This window comes from Prescottella sp. GW823-FHT02E09 (genome assembly GCF_058797375.1).
This window is the reverse complement of record NZ_JBXAJP010000007.1, coordinates 73,445-93,193: the sequence shown is the minus strand read 5'-3', so window position 1 is coordinate 93,193 and position 19,749 is coordinate 73,445. Positions and strand designations below refer to the sequence as shown.

Annotated in this window: 16 protein-coding genes; 12 read left to right on the top strand and 4 right to left on the bottom strand. The window is 69.3% G+C overall.

Going from position 1 to position 19,749, the window contains the following annotated elements:
- Positions 1 to 181: 181 nt before the first annotated feature.
- The 11 genes from hutU (at position 182) to hutG (ending at position 14,159) form a co-directional block, all read left to right on the top strand.
- On the top strand, positions 182 to 1,858 hold the full coding sequence (hutU, locus tag AC1RIF_RS18685; protein WP_492602863.1) for a urocanate hydratase: 1,677 nt from the start codon (positions 182 to 184) through the stop codon (positions 1,856 to 1,858).
- 320 nt (positions 1,859 to 2,178) lie between these two features.
- A complete protein-coding gene (locus AC1RIF_RS18680; RefSeq protein WP_492602862.1) occupies positions 2,179 to 3,342 on the top strand; it encodes an acyl-CoA dehydrogenase family protein in 1,164 nt (387 codons plus the stop codon).
- Positions 3,343 to 3,363: 21 nt separating this feature from the next.
- Entirely contained in the window at positions 3,364 to 4,512 is a 1,149-nt protein-coding gene (locus tag AC1RIF_RS18675; RefSeq protein ID WP_492602861.1) for a CaiB/BaiF CoA transferase family protein, read from the top strand.
- 52 nt (positions 4,513 to 4,564) lie between these two features.
- On the top strand, positions 4,565 to 5,230 hold the full coding sequence (locus AC1RIF_RS18670) for an IclR family transcriptional regulator (protein WP_492602860.1): 666 nt from the start codon (positions 4,565 to 4,567) through the stop codon (positions 5,228 to 5,230).
- Between the two features lie 129 nt (positions 5,231 to 5,359).
- Positions 5,360 to 6,151: an IclR family transcriptional regulator gene (locus tag AC1RIF_RS18665; protein ID WP_492602859.1), complete on the top strand. Its 792-nt coding sequence runs from the start codon at positions 5,360 to 5,362 to the stop codon at positions 6,149 to 6,151.
- A 157-nt stretch (positions 6,152 to 6,308) separates the two neighbouring features.
- Positions 6,309 to 7,868 carry a histidine ammonia-lyase gene (hutH, locus tag AC1RIF_RS18660; RefSeq protein ID WP_492602858.1) on the top strand — a complete coding sequence of 520 codons (1,560 nt, stop codon included), beginning with the start codon at positions 6,309 to 6,311 and terminating at the stop codon, positions 7,866 to 7,868.
- Positions 7,865 to 8,941, top strand: coding sequence for a histidinol-phosphate transaminase (locus tag AC1RIF_RS18655; RefSeq protein ID WP_492602857.1), 1,077 nt, complete (start codon positions 7,865 to 7,867; stop codon positions 8,939 to 8,941). The genes hutH and AC1RIF_RS18655 overlap by 4 nt, the downstream gene beginning before the upstream one ends.
- 13 nt (positions 8,942 to 8,954) lie before the next feature.
- Complete coding sequence (locus AC1RIF_RS18650; RefSeq protein ID WP_492602856.1) at positions 8,955 to 10,319, top strand: FAD-binding oxidoreductase; 1,365 nt, start codon at positions 8,955 to 8,957, stop codon at positions 10,317 to 10,319.
- Between the two features lie 179 nt (positions 10,320 to 10,498).
- Positions 10,499 to 11,938 carry a purine-cytosine permease family protein gene (locus AC1RIF_RS18645; protein ID WP_492602855.1) on the top strand — a complete coding sequence of 480 codons (1,440 nt, stop codon included), beginning with the start codon at positions 10,499 to 10,501 and terminating at the stop codon, positions 11,936 to 11,938.
- Between the two features lie 53 nt (positions 11,939 to 11,991).
- Positions 11,992 to 13,197 carry an imidazolonepropionase gene (hutI, locus tag AC1RIF_RS18640; protein WP_492602854.1) on the top strand — a complete coding sequence of 402 codons (1,206 nt, stop codon included), beginning with the start codon at positions 11,992 to 11,994 and terminating at the stop codon, positions 13,195 to 13,197.
- Positions 13,194 to 14,159: a formimidoylglutamase gene (gene hutG, locus AC1RIF_RS18635; protein ID WP_492602853.1), complete on the top strand. Its 966-nt coding sequence runs from the start codon at positions 13,194 to 13,196 to the stop codon at positions 14,157 to 14,159. Before hutI ends, hutG begins: the two co-directional genes overlap by 4 nt.
- Before the next feature lie 2 nt (positions 14,160 to 14,161).
- Here hutG and AC1RIF_RS18630 read toward each other — a convergent pair whose 3' ends face one another.
- Positions 14,162 to 15,709, bottom strand: coding sequence for an FAD-dependent monooxygenase (locus AC1RIF_RS18630; protein ID WP_492602852.1), 1,548 nt, complete (start codon positions 15,707 to 15,709; stop codon positions 14,162 to 14,164).
- 123 nt (positions 15,710 to 15,832) lie between these two features.
- Here AC1RIF_RS18630 and AC1RIF_RS18625 point away from each other — a divergent pair, with 123 nt between their 5' ends.
- Positions 15,833 to 16,369, top strand: coding sequence for a CGNR zinc finger domain-containing protein (locus tag AC1RIF_RS18625; RefSeq protein WP_492602851.1), 537 nt, complete (start codon positions 15,833 to 15,835; stop codon positions 16,367 to 16,369).
- 48 nt (positions 16,370 to 16,417) lie between these two features.
- On the opposite strand, the gene AC1RIF_RS18620 is transcribed toward AC1RIF_RS18625, so the two are convergent.
- From AC1RIF_RS18620 to AC1RIF_RS18610, 3 genes are all read right to left on the bottom strand, one after another.
- The gene (locus tag AC1RIF_RS18620; protein WP_492602850.1) at positions 16,418 to 17,182 is read right to left on the bottom strand and encodes an SDR family NAD(P)-dependent oxidoreductase; all 765 of its coding nucleotides are present in this window, start codon (positions 17,180 to 17,182) and stop codon (positions 16,418 to 16,420) included.
- Positions 17,183 to 17,290: 108 nt separating this feature from the next.
- The gene (locus tag AC1RIF_RS18615) at positions 17,291 to 18,832 is read right to left on the bottom strand and encodes a class I adenylate-forming enzyme family protein (RefSeq protein ID WP_492602849.1); all 1,542 of its coding nucleotides are present in this window, start codon (positions 18,830 to 18,832) and stop codon (positions 17,291 to 17,293) included.
- A complete protein-coding gene (locus AC1RIF_RS18610) occupies positions 18,829 to 19,659 on the bottom strand; it encodes an SDR family NAD(P)-dependent oxidoreductase (RefSeq protein WP_492602848.1) in 831 nt (276 codons plus the stop codon). Before AC1RIF_RS18610 ends, AC1RIF_RS18615 begins: the two co-directional genes overlap by 4 nt.
- Between the last annotated feature and the right edge of the window lie 90 nt (positions 19,660 to 19,749).

Here is a 19,749-nt window from a genome sequence, read left to right as displayed (position 1 = left end):
GGCGGCACTGCCGGTTGCCCCTTGACATCAGCTTGTATAGACAGGAATATACAAGTCATAGTTGCAGAACGTGAGCCAGCGCACAACAGCTACGCCCCCACGGATACGGACGACAACGGCGTCGGACCGAAACCGCGAACACCACCGCGCCCTCACCGCCCGATTCGCTAGGAGTTACCCGATGGACATCACCTCACCCGGCCACGAGGCCCGCCCGGTCAGCGCCCCCCGCGGCTCCGAGCTGAACACCCTCGGGTGGCAGCAGGAGGGCGCGCTGCGCATGCTCATGAACAACCTCGACCCCGAGGTTGCCGAGCACCCCGACAACCTGGTCGTCTACGGCGGCACCGGCCGCGCCGCCCGCAGCTGGGCCGCGTTCGACGCCATGGTTGCGACACTGAAGACGCTGAAGAACGACGAGACCATGCTGGTGCAGTCCGGCAAGCCGGTCGGTGTCTTCCGCACCAACGAGTGGGCGCCGCGCGTGCTGCTCGCCAACTCCAACCTCGTCGGTGACTGGGCCAACTGGGAGCAGTTCCGCAAGCTCGAGGCCGAGGGCCTCATGATGTACGGCCAGATGACGGCCGGTTCCTGGATCTACATCGGCACGCAGGGCATCCTGCAGGGCACCTACGAGACCTTCGGCGCCATCGCCCGTAAGCGCTTCGACGGCACCCTCGCCGGCACCATCACCCTCACCGCCGGCATGGGCGGCATGGGCGGCGCGCAGCCGCTCGCCGTGACGATGAACGACGGTGTCGCGATCTGCGTCGACTGCGACGTCACCCGCATCGACCGCCGCATCGCCCACAAGTACCTCGACACCAAGGCCGACAGCATCGAGCACGCGCTGCAGCTGGCCACCGAGGCCCGCGACGCGCGCAAGCCGCTGTCGATCGGCCTGGTCGGCAACGCCGCCGAGATCTTCCCGGCACTGCTGGAGATGGACGCGCCGATCGACATCGTCACCGACCAGACGTCGGCGCACGACCCGCTGTCCTACCTGCCGATCGGCGTCGACATCGCCGACATGAAGGATCTGGCCGCGAAGGACCCGGAGAAGTTCACCGAGGACTCGCGCAAGGCGATGGCCGCGCACGTCGAGGCGATGGTCGGCTTCATGGACAAGGGCGCCGAGGTCTTCGACTACGGCAACTCCATCCGCGACGAGGCCCGCAAGGCCGGCTACGACCGCGCGTTCGAGTTCCCCGGCTTCGTCCCGGCCTACATCCGCCCGCTCTTCGAGGAGGGCCTGGGCCCGTTCCGCTGGGCCGCGCTGTCGGGCGACCCGAAGGACATCGCCGCGACCGACAAGGCGATCCTCGAGCTGTTCCCGGAGAACGAGCACCTCAAGCGCTGGATCGAGATGGCGGGCGAGAAGGTCGCCTTCGAGGGCCTGCCCGCCCGCATCTGCTGGCTCGGCTACGGCGAGCGCCACAAGGCCGGCCTGAAGTTCAACGAGATGGTCGCCAGCGGCGAGCTGTCCGCGCCGATCGCGATCGGCCGTGACCACCTCGACTCGGGTTCCGTCGCATCGCCGTACCGCGAGACCGAGTCCATGAAGGACGGCTCGGACGCGATCGCCGACTGGCCGCTGCTCAACGCCCTCGTCAACACCGCGTCCGGCGCGTCCTGGGTGTCGATCCACCACGGTGGCGGCGTCGGTATGGGCCGCTCGATCCACGCCGGTCAGGTGTGCATCGCCGACGGCACCGAACTGGCCGCGAAGAAGATCGAGGCCGTGCTCACCAACGACCCGGGCATGGGCGTCATCCGTCACGCGGACGCCGGCTACGAGCACGCCATCGACACCGCGCGCGAGCGCGGCGTGCGCATCCCGATGACCGAGAACAACTGACCGAGAACGAGTGATTTCGGACCACTGATCCACCCGCCGGATCACGGGCTCACGACGACCAGCGTGAGCCCGTGCCGGTGGCACTGACGTCGGCTCGGTGACGAGCGACCGACGTCGACCCACGACGAGCGGCAACGCGCAGGACGATCCCCCCTGCGCGTTGCCGCTCGTCGTCGTTTCCGGGCCCGGCGGGACGGACGAACTCCTTCTGGACAAACGACAGGATCGGATGCAATAGTCGTCGCATGCCACTAGACGGCAATCAACTTCCACTAGATGAAATCTAGCGATTCCCCCTCTCGTTCATCCAGGAGTTACCCGTGACCGCTCAGACGCTCGACGACACCCTCGACCTGTCCGAATTCCGCAGCACCGTCCGCGCTTTCGCGAACGCGGAGATCCTTCCCGGCGCCGCCGAGCGCGACGAGTCCAAGGAGTTCCCCGCCCGCCTGATGCGCCGGCTCGCCGAGCAGGACCTGATGGGCATCTCCGTCCCGGAGGAGTTCGGCGGCCTCGGCCTGTCGACCCGCGCCCAGCTGGTCGCGGTCGAGGAGGTCGCCCGCGCCGACGCCGCGCTGGCTTCGATCTACACCGCCCACTACCTGGGTCTCGAGCCGATCCTGGTCGGCGGCACCGAGGAGCAGAAGAAGCGCTGGCTGCCCGGACTGGCCTCGGGTGAGGTCCTCGCCGGCTTCGCGCTCACCGAGCCCGACGCGGGCTCGGACATCGCCTCCATGCGCACCGTGGCGCGCCGCGAGGACGACGGCTGGCACCTGTCCGGCTCCAAGACCTTCATCTCCAACGCCCGCGAAGCCGACCTCGTCGTGCTGTTCGCCAAGACCGACCCCTCGGCCGGCTTCCGCGGCATCACCGCCTTCGCGGTCCCGAAGGGCACGCCCGGCATCAGCTACTCGGAGCCGCAGGACAAGATGGGCATCCGCTCGGCGCCCACCTACACCGTCTACCTCGACGACGTAGTCCTCCCGCACGACGCCGTGATCGGCACCGAGGGCCGCGGCGGCAACATCGCGCTGACCGCCCTCAACCGCGCCCGCATCGACGTCGCCGCGATGGCCAACGGAATCGCGCTGCGCGCTTGGGAACTCGGCCGCGAGTACGCGTCCGAGCGCAAGCAGTTCGGGCACCCCATCTTCGAGTTCCAGGCCATCCAGCTGCTGCTCGGCGAGTGCGACGCCAAGCTCGTCGCCTCGCGCGTGACCGCCGACTGGGCGTCCGACGTCAAGGACGCCGGCCAGGACCTGCGTCGCGCCGCCTCGATCTCCAAGTTCGTGGCGACCGAGGCCTGCTTCTCGATCGTCGACCAGGTCGTCCAGATCCACGGCGGCGCCGGATTCATGCGTGAGTCCGAGATCGAGCGTCTCTACCGCGACTGCCGGATCCTGCGCATCTTCGAGGGCACGTCGCAGATCCAGTTGCTGACCATCGCGGGCAACGCCCCGTCGATCCGGTCCACCGAGTACTGAGAACGACCGGGAGACAACATCATGACCGCGCTTCCCCCACTCGACGGCGTCCGCGTCGTCGACCTGTCCCGCGTGCTCGCGGGCCCGTTCTGCACCGCGCTGCTCGCCGACGCCGGCGCCGACGTCGTCAAGATCGAGTCGAAGGCCGGTGAGGATTCCCGCCACCTCGGACCGTTCCGCGACGGTGAGAGCATCTACTTCAACGTCCTCAACCGCGGCAAGCGCTCCATCGCACTCGACCTCAAGGACCCCGAGGACCGGGAGTCGTTGCTGCAGTTGATCGCCGACGCCGACGTCGTCGTCGAGAACTTCCGCCCCGGCGTCACCAGCCGGCTCGGCATCGACTACGAGGCCGCGCGCGCCCGCAACCCGAAGATCGTCTACGCGTCGATCTCCGGCTTCGGGCAGAAGGGTCCGATGGCGGGCGCCGCGGCCTACGACCTCGTGGTCCAGGCCCTGTCCGGCGTCATGAGCATCACCGGCACCGAGGACTCCGGCCCCACGCGTCTCGGCGAATCGTTCGGCGACACCATCACCGGCGTCTTCGCCGCGTGGGGCATCAGCACCGCGCTGCTGGCCGCCCGTGCCACCGGCCAGGGGCAGCACCTGGATGTCGCGATGTTCGACAGCATGCTCGCGATGCTGCCCACCGCGCACAGCCAACTGCAGGCGTCCGGCGAGACCCCCAAGCGGGTCGGCAACCGGCACCCCGTGTCGACGCCGTTCGACACCTACCGCGCCGACGACGGCCTGTTCGTCCTCGCGATCGCCAGCGAGAAGGGCTTCCAGACGCTGGCCCGGACCATGGGCCGCGAGGAACTGATCACCGATCCCCGGTTCACCGAGGACGCCCTGCGCACCGAGAACGAGCCCGCACTGCGCAAGGAGATCGAGGCGTGGGCTGTCGGCCGCACCGTAGCCGAGGTCCTCGACCTGCTGGACGCCGCCGGACTGGCCGGATCCGAGGTGTGGGACGTCCAGCAGGCGCTCGGATCGGAGCAGGCCCGATACCGCGGCGTCGTGGAGACGTTCGAGCACCCCAAGGCGGGCACGGTGTCGTACGTCCGGCAGCCGGTCGTCTTCGGTGACAGCGCGCGTCCGGCGGTGCGGCGCAGCCCGCTCCTCGACGAGCACCACGACGAGGTCCTCGGCGGAACACCCGCACGATAGATTCGTCGAACGGTCGGCCGAACGGTCGACGCCCTCGGCATGGGAGACACGCATGGCCCCCGGTGACGTGACGCGCAGCGCCAGTCGCACCTTCGAACTGCTCGGCGCGATCATCGAGCACGGTGGACTGACCCTCGCCGACGCCGCGAAGACGACCGACCTCGCGACCAGCACGGCGCTGCGGCTGATCCGCAGCCTCGAGCAGACCGAGTTCGTCCTGCGTGGCGAGGACAACGTCTACCGGGTCGGTCCCCGGCTACTGCAGATCGGCGCGAAGGCCATCGCCGACAACCAACTGCTCCTGCGGGCACAGCCGGCCATGGCCGAGATCGCCGAGATCACCCGGGAGTCGACGTATCTGTCGGCTCCCGGGCCCCGGGGTACGGCGTTGTACATGGGGCAGATCGAGGGCACCCACGCCATCCGGCACATGGGGTGGGTCGGCCAGACCGTCCCCCTCGTCGGGACCGCGGTGGGCGCGGCCCTGCTCGGCGAGGTGGGCGCGGACGGCTACGCCATCGCCCACGACACCATCGAGGACCACTCCACCGGCGTGGCCGCCCCGATCTACGACGCGATCGGCCGGATCGTGGGGGCACTGAGCGTCGTCGGACCCACCTTCCGACTCGACGACGACGTCTGCGCCCAGCACGGGCAGGTCCTCGTCGAGCGCTGCGCGCGACTGTCGGCCGAACTGGGACGCACCGTCCCGTCGTAGTCCGAGGCCCCCGGCCCCGGCCCCACCCACGGCGGTTCGGGAACTGAGAAGTTTGGTGCCGCGGTCTCGTATTCGAGACAATGACGCGGCACTCCGGCCGATCGGGCCGGGATCGGAAGGGGACAATCGATGTCGACGAGCCGGGTCAAGTCCGCGGAGCGGGTACTCGACGTGCTCGATCTGCTCGCCCGACGGGGTGTCCCGATGGCCGCGACCGAGATCTCGAGTGCGCTGGACCTGCCCAAGAGCACAACGCACCACCTGCTCAACGTGATGCGGGACCGGCGGTTCGTCGCGTACTGGCCCGACCAGCGGGCGTGGACGCTCGGTGTCTCCGCGTTCGAGGTAGGGGCGTCGTACATGCGGTCCGGTCCGCTGCACCGCGAGGGGCAGCGGCACATGGTCGCCCTCACGCAGGCCGCGGACGAGACGTCACACCTGGCGGTCCTGCAGGGCACCGACGTCATCTATCTGGACAAACGCGAGCCGCTCAAGCCCGGCGTTCGGCTGGTGACCGAGGTCGGGACCCGGCTGCCGGCCCACCTGACGGCCGTCGGACGCTCGATCCTGGCACGTCTCGACCGGGAGCAGCTGAGCGCGCTCTACGCCGGCTACACGTGGCCGACGCGCACCGGGGAGGGACCGACGTCGCTCGACGACCTGCGGGCGCTCCTGCAGGCAGATCGTGAACTGGGGTACTCGGTGGAGCGCGACTCGACCACCAACGGCGTCACGTGCATCGCCGGCCCCGTCGTCACGCGGGACGGCCGTCCGGTCGCCGCACTGGGCGTCGCGTACCTGACCGGGGCGCGCACCGACGCCGAGACGGACGAACTGGCCCAGCTCGTCACGGACGCGGCGGCGCACTTCTCGGACAGTCTCAGCGACCGCATGGTCGAAGAGTCCTCCATGGAGTCCTGAACCGGAGTCCTGAACCGCCCACCCGCCCGTTCTCGGTACGACAACTCCGACCCGCCTATTGTCTTACATACGAGACTGTGGTCTCGTATACGAGACACAAACTTCACGGCCGCCGATCCGTCGAGACCGCCGAGCCGTCCCTGCCTTCGGAGCGCTCATGACCCTCACCACACAGTCCACCGACCTCGTCGAGGTCGGACTCGGACCCGTCACGATCCAGGACGTCGTCGACGTCGCACGCCGCGGTCACGGGGTGCGCCTCACCGACGGCGCGCTCGCCGAGATCACCCGCTCACGCAAGCGCATCGAGGACCTCGCCGTCGACCCGCGTCCGGTGTACGGCGTCTCGACCGGCTTCGGCGCGCTCGCCACCCGGCACATTCCGCAGGAGCTGCGGACCCAGTTGCAGCGCAGCCTGGTCCGCTCGCACGCCGCCGGGTCGGGCCCTGAGGTGGAGCGCGAGGTGGTGCGCGCACTGATGCTGCTGCGCCTGTCCACGCTCGCCACCGGACGCACGGGCGTGCGCCCCGAGGTCGCGCAGGCCTACGCCGACCTGCTCACCGCCGGGATCACGCCGGTGGTCCACGAGTTCGGCAGCCTCGGCTGCTCCGGCGATCTCGCGCCGCTCGCGCACGTCGCGCTCGCGGTGACCGGCGAGGGAACCGTCCGCACCGCCGACGGCCGGTTGCTCGACGCCGCCGACGCCCTCGCGGAGCACGGGCTCACCCCCGTCGTCCTGGCCGAGAAGGAGGGGCTCGCCCTCATCAACGGCACTGACGGCATGCTGGGCCAGCTCGCGCTCGCCGTGACCGATCTCGACCACCTCCTCAAGCTGGCCGACATCGCGGCCGCGATGAGCGTCGAGGGCCTGCTCGGCACCGACCGAGTGTTCGCCGCCGACCTGCAGGCACTGCGCCCTCACCCCGGACAGGCGGCGGCCGCCGCCAACATGGCTCGGCTGCTGGCCGATTCGCCGATCGTCGCGAGCCACGCCGGCCCCGAGGACACCCGCGTGCAGGACGCCTACTCGCTGCGCTGCGCACCGCAGGTGGCCGGTGGTGCGCGCGACACCGTCGAGCACGCCCGCACGGTCGCGCACCGCGAACTCGCCTCGGCGGTCGACAATCCCGTCGTCACCCTCGACGGCCGGGTGGAATCGAACGGCAACTTCCACGGCGCCCCCGTGGCCTACGTCCTCGACTTCCTCGCGATCGTCGCGGCCGACGTCGCGAGCATCAGCGAGCGCCGGACCGACCGGTTCCTCGACGTCGCCCGCAACCACGGTCTGCCGCCGTTCCTGGCCGACGATCCCGGCGTGGACAGCGGACTGATGATCGCGCAGTACACGCAGGCCGCGATCGTCTCCGAGCTCAAGCGGCTGGCGGCACCGTCGAGCGTCGACTCCATCCCGTCGTCCGCGATGCAGGAGGACCACGTCTCGATGGGCTGGTCCGGCGCCCGTAAGCTGCGCCGCGCCGTGGACGGGCTCACCCGGGTCCTGGCGATCGAGATCCTCACCGCAGCACGAGGTATCGACCTGCGTACCCCGCTGCAGCCCGCACCCGGAACCGGTGCCGTGGTCCGAGCCCTGCGCGAAAGCGTTCCCGGTCCGGGCACCGACAGATTCCTCGCCCCCGAGATCGATCGGGCCGTCGCGCTCGCGGCGTCCGGCACACTGGTGGCGGCCGCCGAGCAAGAGATCGGCGCCCTGCAGTGACCCGCACTGTCAGTCTGCCCCGGGCCCGGCCCGAGATCGACGCGCTGCCCGCGTATTCGAAGGCCTCGGGCGCGGCGACGGTTCGCTGGCGCGCGTCGAGCAACGAATCCACCATCGCGCCGTCCCCGGCCGTCGTCGAGGCGATCGCCCGCGCCGGTGCACACGGCCACCTCTACCCGACGCTGTTCGCCGACGACCTCGTCGCGGCGCTGGCCGAGCGGCTGTCCGTCCCGGCCGACGCGGTGCTGACGGGCGCCGGGTCGCTGTCACTGCTGCAGCAGGTCCTCACGGCCTTCACCGGGCCGGGCAGCGAGGTGGTCCACGCGTGGCGCAGCTACGAGGCGTACCCGATCCTCATCGGGATCGCCGGTGCCACAGCGGTTCCGGTTCCGTTGGATGCGCAGCAGCGGCACGACGTCGACGCGATGATCGCCGCGGTGACGCCCCGCACCCGCGCGGTGCTGGTGTGCAATCCGAACAATCCGACGGGCACAGAACTCACCGAGACCGAGTTGAGGCGACTGCTCGACCACGTGCCCTCGGATGTCCTGGTGATCCTCGACGAGGCGTACCGCGAGTTCGCCGAGGAGCAGGTCGACGGCGTGGAACTGCTGCGCGAGTACCCGAACGTGGTGGTGCTGCGGACGTTCTCGAAGGCGTACGGCCTGGCCGGCCTGCGCGTGGGCTACGCGATCGCCGACTCCGCCGTCGCCGCTCCCCTGCACGCCGCCGCCCCGCCGTTCGGCCTCAGTTCGGTCGCCGAGGCCGCGGCGTGCGCCGCGCTCACCGACCCCGGACACACCGACCGGATCGTGGAGTCGGTGCGGGTCGGACGCCGGCACCTGCGCACGGGACTCACCGACCGGGGCATCGAAACCCCCGCCAGCGGAGGAAACTTCGTCTGGATCCCGGTGGGTGACCAGGCTGCTTCCCTCGATGCCGCCTGCGTCGCGCACGGAGTGTCTGTGCGAGCGTTCTCCGGAGAGGGCGTGCGGGTGACCGTCGGCGACCGCGACGCCGAGGACGCTGTGCTCGCCGCCGTCGATGCCTTCACCGCAGACCGACAGAACTGATACGAGGAACCCGATGTCTCTCACCGCCCTCTCCGACGCCCTCGGCTCGAGCCGACTCGTCACCGACCCGGACGTCATGGACGCCTACGCCCGGGACGAGGCGCACCTCGCGATCCCCGGTCGCCCGCTCGCGGTGCTGATCGCGAACTCGACCGAGGACGTCGCCGCCGCCATGAAATGGGCCACCGCTCATCGTGTTCCGGTGGTCCCCCGCGGCGCCGGCTCGGGCCTGGCCGGCGGCGCCACCGCGATCGACGGCTGCCTGATGGTGTCCACCGCGGCCATGCGCGACATCGTCGAGCTGAACGCCGCGGACCAGCTGGCGGTGGTCCAGGCCGGCGTGGTGAACGCCGACCTCGACCGGGCGGCCGCCGAGCACGGCCTGATGTACGCCCCCGACCCGAGTAGCTACCAGATCTCGACGATCGGCGGGAACATCGCGACCAACGCGGGCGGGCTGCGCTGCGTCAAGTACGGCGTCACGCGGGACTCGGTGCTGGGTCTCGAGGTGGTGCTGGCCGACGGTCGGATCCTGCGGACCGGGCACCGCACCGTCAAGGGGGTCGCGGGCTACGACCTCACCGGGCTGATGGTCGGCTCCGAGGGCACCCTCGGGATCGTCACGAGCGCGACCGTGCGCCTGCGCCCGCGGCCGCGCCGCGAGCCCGCGACGATCGTCGGCAGCTTCGCGTCGCTGCGGGCGGCCGCGGACGCCGTCGCCGCGGTGGTGCGCGCCGGGATCGGACCGAGCCTGCTCGAACTGATCGACCGGGCCACCCTGGTCGCGATCGACGAGTGGAAGCGCATCGGCCTCGAGTCGGGCACTGAGGCGATGCTCATCGCGCAGGCCGACGGCCCGGACGCCGACGAGGCCGCCGCCGCGATCGAACGCCACTTCACCGAGGCGGGCGCCGACTTCGTCGCGGTCTCCCAGGACCCCGCCGAGTCGGCCCAGTTGCTCGAGATCCGCCGGCTCGCGTACCCGGCGGCCGAACGCCTCGGCCAGTGCCTGGTCGAGGACGTCGGGGTACCACGATCACGGCTGCCGGAGATGGTCGAGTCGATCGAGGAGATCTCGCGCCGACACGACGTCACGGTGATGACCGTCGCGCACGCCGGCGACGGCAACGTGCACCCGACGTTCGTGTTCGATCGCCTCGCGGACGGGTCGGTCCCGGATGCCGTCTGGACGGCCGCCGACGAGGTGTTCCGGCGCGCGCTCGAGCTGGGTGGCACGCTGACAGGTGAGCACGGCGTCGGAGTGTTGAAGCGACGCTGGATGGCGCTCGAAGTGGGAGAGGCTGGTTTGGACATCCATCACGCGGTGAAGGCCGCGTTCGATCCGCTCGGTCTGATGAATCCCGGGAAGGGCTTCTGACCGACGACCTGGGCAAACAATCCGGATACAAACCTGGATGTTGACAGACCTGTATATACAGGCCTATACATTTCCCACTGGCATGGCGTGATCCAGCGCACAAGCATGAAGAAGGTGGGCATCACCCCCGGAAGTCGACCCCGCCGCACGGTGCGGTCACCGCAGAAAGAGCAGGCCCAATGACACACGACGGCAGCACATCCGAGGTGCTCCTCACCCCGGAACGACGCACCATCGACGTCGTCCCCGACGACGAGCGCCACGGCACCCCTCGCAGCCAGTTCACGCTGTGGTTCGGCGCGAACATGCAGATCACCGCGATCGTGGACGGTGCCCTCGCTGTCGTTTTCGGCGCCGACGCACTGTGGGCCATCATCGGCCTGCTGATCGGCAACGTATTCGGCGGTGCCGTGATGGCACTGCACTCGGCGCAGGGCCCGCGGATGGGCCTGCCGCAGATGATCTCGAGTCGCGCCCAGTTCGGCGTCAAGGGCGCGGTCGTGCCCCTCGTGCTCGTGATCCTGATGTACCTCGGCTTCGCGGCCACCGGCACGGTCCTGGCCGGTCAGGCCGTGAACAAGGTGCTCGGCATCGACAACGCCGCGGTCGGCATCGTGATCTTCGGATTGCTCACCGCGTTCGTCGCCGTCACCGGCTACAAGCTGATCCACATCGTCGGCCGCGTCGCGACCGTCGTCGGCATCGTCGGCTTCACGTACCTGGCCGTCCGACTGTTCCTCGAGTACGACGTCTTCGATTACGTCGGCATCGTCGACTTCGACGTCGTGACGTTCCTGCTCGCGATCTCCCTCGGCGCCGGCTGGCAGCTCACGTTCGGCCCCTACGTCGCCGACTACTCCCGCTACCTGCCCCGTGAGACCAGCGAGCGCACCACGTTCTGGTCGACCTTCCTCGGCAGCGTCCTCGGATCGCAGTGGTCGATGACCTTCGGCGCGCTCGTCGCGGCCGTCGCGGGCGACGCCTTCCTCGGCAACCAGGTCGGCTTCATGGGTGATCTCGCCGGTCCGGCGATCATCGCGTTCCTGATCTACCTGGTGATCGTGACCGGCAAGCTGACGGTCAACGTCCTCAACGCGTACGGCGGCTTCATGTCGATCCTCACCACCGTCACCGCGTTCGACGGCCGGTCGCAGATCTCGACGAAGGCCCGCTCGTTCTACATCCTCGGCTTCACCGTCGTCTCGATGCTCATCGCGATCGCGGCGAGCGCGGACTTCCTGGACAACTTCAAGAACTTCGTCCTGGTACTGCTCATGGTGTTCACGCCGTGGAGCGCGATCAACCTGATCGACTACTACCTGATCTCGAAGGAACGCATCGACATCCCGGCGCTGTACGACCCGAACGGGCGCTACGGAGCCTGGAACGTCCCGGCCCTGGTCGTCTACGCCGTCGGTGTGCTCGCCCAGATCCCGTTCCTCGCGCAGAAGATGTACACGGGCCCCATCACCGACATGCTCGGCGGCGCGGACATCTCGTGGATCGTCGGCATCGTCCTGACCGGCGCGATCTACTATCCGGTCGCCAAGCGGACCAACAACCCGCCGGCCGCGATGATCTACCCCGCCCACACCGCGATGGTCGACAGCCGGGTCTGATCCCGGTCACCGATCACCGATTCCCCCTCTCGAAAGTCACCTAGGAGCCTCACGTGACCACGACCGGTCCCCGGACCACCGCACTGACGAACATCGGCACCCTCGTCACGAACGACCCCTCGCTGGGCGACGGAGCGCTGGGTGTCCGGCACGACGCAGCGGTGGTGTTCGAGGACGGCGTGGTCGCGTGGGTGGGTGACTCCGCGGACGCCCCGGCCGCCGACACCGGTTTCGATCTCGGCGGACGGGCCGTGCTCCCCGGCTTCGTCGAGAGCCACTCGCACCTGGTGTTCGCGGGCGAGCGGGCCGAGGAGTTCGCGGCTCGCATGTCCGGCGAGAAGTACGCCGCCGGCGGCATCCGCACCACGATCGAGGCGACGCGGGCCGCGAGCGACGACCAGCTCGCCGCGAACGTGCGCCGCCTGCTCGACGAGTCGCTGCGCTCGGGCAGCACCACCGTGGAAATCAAGAGCGGTTACGGCCAGAGCACACGGGACGAGCTGCGCAGTGTGCAGGTCGCGGGCCGGTTCACCGACGAGGTCACGCTGCTGGCCGCGCACGTCCCGCCACCCGAGTACGCCGGCCGCGGCGACGAGTATGTGGCGATGGCGGTCGACGAGATGATCCCGGCGTGCGCCCCGTACGCGAAGTGGATCGACGTGTTCTGCGAGCGTGGCGCGTTCACCCTCGAACAGTCCCGCGCCGTCCTCAGCGCAGGCGTCGCGCACGGCCTGATCCCCCGCGTGCACGGCAACCAGCTCGGTGAGGGCCCGGGTGTCCAGTTGGCCGTCGAGATGGGTGCCGCCTCGGTGGACCACGTCACCTACGTCACCGACGCGGACATCGACGCGCTCGCCGGTAGCTCGACGGTGGCGACCCTGCTGCCGGGCGCGGACTTCTCCACCCGCAACCAGTACCCCGGTGCTCGCGCGCTGCTCGACGCCGGTGTCACGGTCGCGCTGGGCGCGGACTGCAACCCCGGCACCTGCTACACCACGAGCCTGCCGTTCTGCATCGCGATCGCCGTCCGGGACATGCACATGACGCCCGCCGAAGCCGTGTGGGCCGCGACCGCGGGCGGCGCCCGTGCACTGCAGCGCGAGGACGTCGGCAGCCTGCGGATCGGTGCGCGAGCCGACGCGATCGCGCTCGATGCACCGTCGTACCTGCACCTCGCCTACCGGCCGGGTGTGCCGCTGATCCGCGAGGTCTTCAAGGACGGCGTGCTGGCCGGTTCGTCTGTCGGAGGTGTCGCATGAGCCACGAGATCGTCGTCGACATCGCCCCCGCGTCGTGGTCCGGCCGCACGGACGGCGACACCCCGGAGCACCTGCGCTGGCACCAGGCCATCGCGCCCTACTCCCCCGAGCCGGGCACGGGCAGCGTGCTGATCGGCTTCGCGAGCGACGAGGGCGTCCGACGCAACAAGGGACGACGCGGCGCCGCCGCGGGCCCCGATGCGCTGCGCGGCGCTCTCGCCTCCATGGCGCTCGCCGAACCGCTGCCGCTCGCCGACGCCGGCACGGTCGCCGTGACGGGTGAGGAGCTCGAGGCCGGCCAGGCCGCCCTCGGGCGCGCCGTGACGGCAGCAATCGATGCGGGACGGTTGCCCGTCGTCCTCGGCGGTGGCCACGAGGTCGCGTACGGCACCTATCTGGGTGTCGCCGGCTCGCAGCTCCGCGGCCGACGCCCGCGCCTGGGCATCCTCAACCTCGATGCCCACTTCGACCTGCGCAGCGACCCGATCCCCAGCTCCGGCACGCCGTTCCGGCAGATCGCCGAGGCCGAGCAGTCCGCGGGCACCAGCCACCGCTACGACGTGATCGGCATCAGCCAGCCGAGCAACACCAACGTCCTGTTCGACACCGCGCACCGCCTCGGTGTCCGGTACCTGCTGGACGATCACTGCGGCGTGGCCGATCGGGCCCGGGTCGACGAGTTCCTCACCGACTTCCTCGACGACGTCGACATCGTCTACCTGACGATCGATCTCGACGTGCTGCCCGCCGGTGTCGCGCCCGGTGTCAGTGCACCGGCCGCCTACGGGGTGCCGCTCGAGATCATCCAGCACGTGTGCGATCGGGTGAGCGCGAGCGGAAAGCTCGCCGTCGTCGACGTGGCCGAACTCAATCCGGCTCTGGATGTGGACAACCGCACCGCCCGCACCGCGGCCCGGCTCATCCACCGCATCGTCACCGGGCACGTTCCGCCGGCGCGCTGATCTCACGAGGTCATTGCGAGCAGCGAGGCCAATGCCGCCGTCAACGTGTCACCGGCCCCGGAGTCCTCGGCGCGCCAGGCGATGTGCCCATCGGGGCGCACCAGAATGGCACCGGCATCCGCGAGCCCGCACCGGCTCCGGAGCCGGTGCCATGTCTCGTCGGACGGGACCGACCCCGCGATCGGAAAACCATGTCGGGCAGTGTCGTCGATACATTTGCTCCACTGCGCACCCGCGCCGGGACCGTGGATCAGGGTGAACCCGAGGCCGATCATGTCGAGGGTCGAACGCGCCGCTGACCCAGTCAGGCGCACATGCGGAAGTAACTGCCCGAGCCGGCCCGAGGGCGTGTATCCGCCGGGGTCGATCGACGAGCCCGCACAGACGGCGGCACCGACGACGGCATCCGACCCGTACCGCGCAGTCAGCAGGAGTTCGTCGTCGATGCGGTACCCGCCGCGGGCGCCGGCGTTGCCCAGGGCGACGTCGATGACTTGCCTGGCGATGGGCCTGCGCTCGGTCTCGTAGGTATCCAGGAGTCGATCACCGGCCCCGACGGAGAGGACGGCGGCAAGTTTCCACGCCAGGTTGTCGGCGTCGCCGATTCCGACGTTCATCCCGTGCCCGCCGGTCGGCGGAACGGCGTGGGCCGCATCGCCGGCCAGGAACACACTTCCGTGTCGGTACGCGGAGGCCAGGGTGGCGTCCATCCGCCACGCCGACGTGTCGACGACCGACACGTCGAGGTCGTCGACACCGGCAGCGGCACGGACGATCTCGCGCCAACGAGATTCCTCGAAGGCCGTCGGATCCTCGACCTCAGGGTCATAGGGGTACTGATAGATCCAGTCCGTGTCGTTGTCGATCGCCATGAACCCACCCCGGCCGGGCGGGGTCAGGAAGTAGGACACACTGGCCCTGTCGGCGACGAGTGCGCCCAACGGCGCGCGGAAACGGACGCTGAAGTAGTGCCCCAGCCCGGTCTCGCCGTCCATCGCGATGTCGCACCGGCGCCGGACGGCACTGCGCGAGCCGTCGCAGCCCACCAAGTACGCGGCCTCGACGAGTGAACGGGCGCCGGTATCCACGTCCCGCAGTTCGACGGACACAGCGTCACGGTCCTCGGTGAACGAGACGAACTCCGTACCGAATCGGATTCGATCCCCGGCAAGTTCGCGCGCTTCCACGAACAGGATCGCCTCTAGGACGTCCTGCGAGCAGATCACCCCGGGTGCGGGGGTGACCGCTCGGTCGCCTACCCCCGTGTCCACGGTCGTGCGCACGAAATCGGGCGCGACGAGCGTCGATCCGCGGAACATCGACACGTGTTCAGCAGGCAACCCGGCCGACCTCACCCGGTCCTCGAGTCCGATCCCGCGCAGCACCTCCATCGACCGAGCCGAGATCCCACGCGCCTTCGGGTGCACCGACGTTCGCGAGCGCGTTTCTACCAGCTCATTCCTGACACCCCTGCGGGAGAGCAGGATCGACAACACCAGCCCGACCGGACCGCCCCCGACGATGACGACACCATTCGTATGACGACGCATTCACGCCCTCCTTCCACCGGGGTCCACACAGACCCGGAACCCTCCGACCTTGTAACGCCATTCAAATAAAATTTACGTTACAGTGACCGGTAGTTGTCCACTCTTTTTCCGAAGGAGCTGAACGTGGATCTGCGCGGCGACAATCCTCGCGGCCTGCGGTTCGTCGTCGACGTCGCGAACGCGTACCGACACGACCCGGATCTCTCGGTCGACGACTTCCAAACTCTCGTCGACCGACACTCCTCACCGGGCACCACGCTGCCGAACCGGGGCGATGCCACCGAACTCCGTGCCGCCATCGACGACATCGTCGACATACTCGCCGCTCGGGAACCCGACACGGCCGTCCGGCGGATCAACACCACGTTGAACCGCTATCCGGCCCACCCGCAGCTCGTCCAACTTCCAGGGCGCCCGTGGTCGATGCATCTGCGCTCCGACACGTCGAACCGTGCGCAATGGTTCGCCTCGACGGCCGCGTTCGCGCTCGGACTCTGGCTCAGCGAGAAGGAATCGTGCGCGTGGGGCACGTGCGAGGCACCCGGGTGCGACGACTTCTTCATCGATACCGGACGCCGGGCGCCCCAGCGATACTGCACACCTCGGTGCGCGACCCGAGCTCGCGTCGCGAACCATCGCCTCGAGCGCTCGACTCGGTGAATACTCCCTCTTCACGCACCCGCCGCAATCCCGGCAGCTCCGCGACGTTCAGCCCATCCACGCCCCACCGTTGACGTCGAGGCTGGCGCCGTGGATGTAACTGGCCGCCGGGCTGGCGAGGAACGCGACGGCGCGCGCCACCTCGATCGGCTGCGCCATGCGACCGGCCGGGATACGGGACGCGTCGATCGGACGGCCCCCGAGGATGGGGGTCTCGGTCGCGCCGGGGACGACAGCGTTGACACTCACGCCTGCCGGGGCGGCACGCATCGCCAGCCACCGCACGAGCGAATTGAGCGCACCCTTGCTCGCGGCGTACTGAGCGCCGGACAGGAGCCCGCCGTTGCGACTACCGAGGGAACTCACCAGCACGATGCGTCCCCGTCCACGCTCCGCCATGGCGGGCAGAACGCGCTGACAGATCCGCATGGGCGCAGCGGTATTGATCGCGAAGACCCGCTGGAAGCTGTCCGTCCAGGCGTCGTCGTCCTCGGGGTCGATCAGGGTCTCGTCCGGGCAGACGGCGCTGGTGATCACCAGCGCGTCCGCATCCGCGCAGTGATCGACGATGCGGTGTTGCTCGGCAGCAGCGGTGATGTCGGCAACGACCCACTGATGTCTGTCCCGGTTCGCGAAGGACTCGAAGACCGTCGGATCCGGCTCGGCGACGTCGAACAGCGTCAAGCGTGCCCCCAGTGCGGCACAGACCCGGCCGATTTCGTAGCCGATACCGCCGGCGCCCACGATCACCACTTTCTGGCCGTCGAGATCGACGCCGAGAAGGCCGAGGGCGGAATCTGCAGTATTCGTCATGAGGAGATCTCTCCTGTGTGTGTCACGGACCGACGTTCGGTTCCCGGAGGGGCGCTCGATTCACGAGTGTGCCCGGCGGCGGCATTGCGCCCGACCGCCTCGGCTCCATCACCGTCCGATCCGGAAACGACGGACCTTGCCGACGCTCGTTCGTGGGAGCTCGTCGATCAGGTGCCAGTCCCGGGGACGCGCGGCGGGCGGGAGGTTGGCCGCGGCCCAGTCCGCGAGCGCGGCGATATCGAGACGCGGCGTCGCCTGCCTGGCCACGATGTAGGCCACCGGAACCTGGTCCCGAATCGGGTCGGGTTGAGCGAGGACGGCGGCTTCCAACACCCCTGGGGCCTGCGCGATCACCGACTCGACCTCGGTGAGACTGACGTTCTCGCCCGAGACCTTGATGACGTCGTCCGCCCTGCCGACGAAGCGCATCGCTCCGCTCTCCGGGTCCGCGGCGACCAGGTCTCCGGTGTGGAACCAGCTGGTGCCATCGGGCTGGTCGGTGAATCCGCGAGCAGTCGTCTCGGGGTCGTCGAGGTAGCCGGAGAACAGGTCCACACCACGGGTTCCGTGGACCCGCAGCATCCCGGGTTCACCCGGAGAGGTCGCCTGCCCGGTCACCACGTCGACGACGTCGACCCGGCGTCCGCCGAGCGGAAGACCGATGACATCGTGGCGTAGCGGTTCACTGGTGTCGCCGGTAACGGCGGCGACAGTCTCGGTCATGCCGTAGAGCTGCCGGGGACGACGGCCGACGATCTCGGCGAACTGCTCGTGATGCTCACGACCCAGACTCTGGGCGAACCATACATGTTGCAGTGCAAGCGGATCCGGACTCTCACCGCAGCGAGCGAGGATCATCCGGATCGGCGAAGCAAACAGGCTCGCGTGAGTGACCCGGAGATCGCGGGCCTGCTGCACCCATCGTGATGCCGAGAATGTATGCGTCAATGCGACGCTCGCCCCGACCGCGATTGCCGGTGCGAAGCAGTAGTACTGAGCATTGGCATGAAAGAGGGGAAGCGTGACCAGCCAACGATGTTCGGGATCGAGGTCGACGGCCGTCGCCATGGTCTCCGCCACCGTGGAGTAGTTCTCCTGCGTGAGAACCACACCCTTCGGTTCCGACGTGGTGCCCGAGGTGAACATCACAGCAAGTCGATCCGACGGGGCGATACCCACCGCAGCATCCGCTACCGGCGAGCCCACGACGAGCGGCCCACCCAGAGCTACGTCGGTGGCATTCTCCCCCAGCTCCAGGACCATCGGGACCGCATCGCTGGCGCCGGCGCGATAGGTCTCGGCCCGCGCGGCAGCGCATATCCCGACCACCGGTGTCGTGCGCCGTATCTGGTTCGCGAGATCTCGCGGGGACGAGGCCGGGTCGACCGGCACGAACCATGCACCGAGACGAGCCACCGCGAGCCAGATCGCCAGGAAGCCCGGGCTGTTCCGCAGCGCGACGTGCACGGACGCTCCGGCCCCGACACCGTGGTCCCGCAGGGTTCCTGCGGTGCGACCGACGATGTCGTCGAACTCCTCGTACGTGTACTCGGTGACGCCGGAGTCGTCGTGGAACAGGAGGAACGGAGCGTCGCCGTGGGCGGAGGCGGCCCGTGACCAGTGTTCGCAGAAGGTGGGCAGATGAGTCATCGTGTCTCCGTGAGCTGCTGGCCGAAGTCCATCCAGTGCGCGGTCGCCGTCCAGCCGGCGTCGACCGGGATGCTGATTCCGGTGATCGCTGCGGCATCGTCCCCGAGCAGGAAGCTCACCGCAGCAGCGATCTCGGCCGGTGCCACCAGCCGTCGGAGCGCCGCGTGGTCGGTCATCGCGGTGGCGTCTCGGGCCCCGCTGTCGAGCTTGGCCTGCAGCGTCGGGGTGAGGGTGAACCCGGGAGCAACGGCGTTGACGCGGATACCGAACCGGCCCAGCTCACCGGCTGCGATGGTGGTCGCGGTGGCCAAAGCCGATTTGGCAGGGGCGTAGGCGTGCAACGGAAGCGGCCGATGAGCGTTGATCGAGGTGATGTTGACGATCGCACCGCCACCGCCCTCGACCATGAGTGACGCGAACGCCTGGGTGCAGGCCTGCGCGCCGAAGTAGTCGATGTCCCAGACTCGCCGCACGACCTCGGGATCATGAGTCAACAGCGACTCGACATCCTGCAGCACCCCGGCGACGTTGACCAGGCCCGCCACCGGGGTGCCTGCAGCCTTCAGCGTGGCCGCGGCAGCGGCCACCGCCTCGTGATCGGAGACGTCGAGGGCGATCGCGCTGGTACGGCCGGGAAACTCCTCGACCAGCGGGTTGCACCCGGCCGGGTCGAGGTCGGCCGCCACGATCGTCCAGCCGTCGGTGGCCAGGCGGCGCGCGACGGCTGCCCCGATTCCGCCGGCCGCACCGGTGACCACTACCGCGTGGCCGTCCCGGCGTCGGCGTAGTTGCCCCGAACCGCGGGGCTCAGTGCCTGGGTTGGTCATCGCAATCCTCTCTCCCGAAGTTCCCGTGAACGTCGCTGCCGGAGGACATCCCCGGCGGCACGAGTTGGCAGTCCCTTTGCCACGGAACCG

Bases quoted from the DNA above. Each gene is read 5' to 3' on its own strand.
- hutU (WP_492602863.1), top strand. From the start codon at position 182: ATGGACATCACCTCACCCGGCCACGAGGCCCGCCCGGTCAGCGCCCCC.
- AC1RIF_RS18675 (WP_492602861.1), top strand. From the start codon at position 3,364: ATGACCGCGCTTCCCCCACTCGACGGCGTCCGCGTCGTCGACCTGTCC.
- AC1RIF_RS18670 (WP_492602860.1), top strand. From the start codon at position 4,565: ATGGCCCCCGGTGACGTGACGCGCAGCGCCAGTCGCACCTTCGAACTG.
- AC1RIF_RS18665 (WP_492602859.1), top strand. From the start codon at position 5,360: ATGTCGACGAGCCGGGTCAAGTCCGCGGAGCGGGTACTCGACGTGCTC.
- hutH (WP_492602858.1), top strand. From the start codon at position 6,309: ATGACCCTCACCACACAGTCCACCGACCTCGTCGAGGTCGGACTCGGA.
- AC1RIF_RS18650 (WP_492602856.1), top strand. From the start codon at position 8,955: ATGTCTCTCACCGCCCTCTCCGACGCCCTCGGCTCGAGCCGACTCGTC.
- AC1RIF_RS18645 (WP_492602855.1), top strand. From the start codon at position 10,499: ATGACACACGACGGCAGCACATCCGAGGTGCTCCTCACCCCGGAACGA.
- hutG (WP_492602853.1), top strand. From the start codon at position 13,194: ATGAGCCACGAGATCGTCGTCGACATCGCCCCCGCGTCGTGGTCCGGC.
- AC1RIF_RS18630 (WP_492602852.1), bottom strand. From the start codon at position 15,709: ATGCGTCGTCATACGAATGGTGTCGTCATCGTCGGGGGCGGTCCGGTC.
- AC1RIF_RS18620 (WP_492602850.1), bottom strand. From the start codon at position 17,182: ATGACGAATACTGCAGATTCCGCCCTCGGCCTTCTCGGCGTCGATCTC.
- AC1RIF_RS18615 (WP_492602849.1), bottom strand. From the start codon at position 18,832: ATGACTCATCTGCCCACCTTCTGCGAACACTGGTCACGGGCCGCCTCC.
- AC1RIF_RS18610 (WP_492602848.1), bottom strand. From the start codon at position 19,659: ATGACCAACCCAGGCACTGAGCCCCGCGGTTCGGGGCAACTACGCCGA.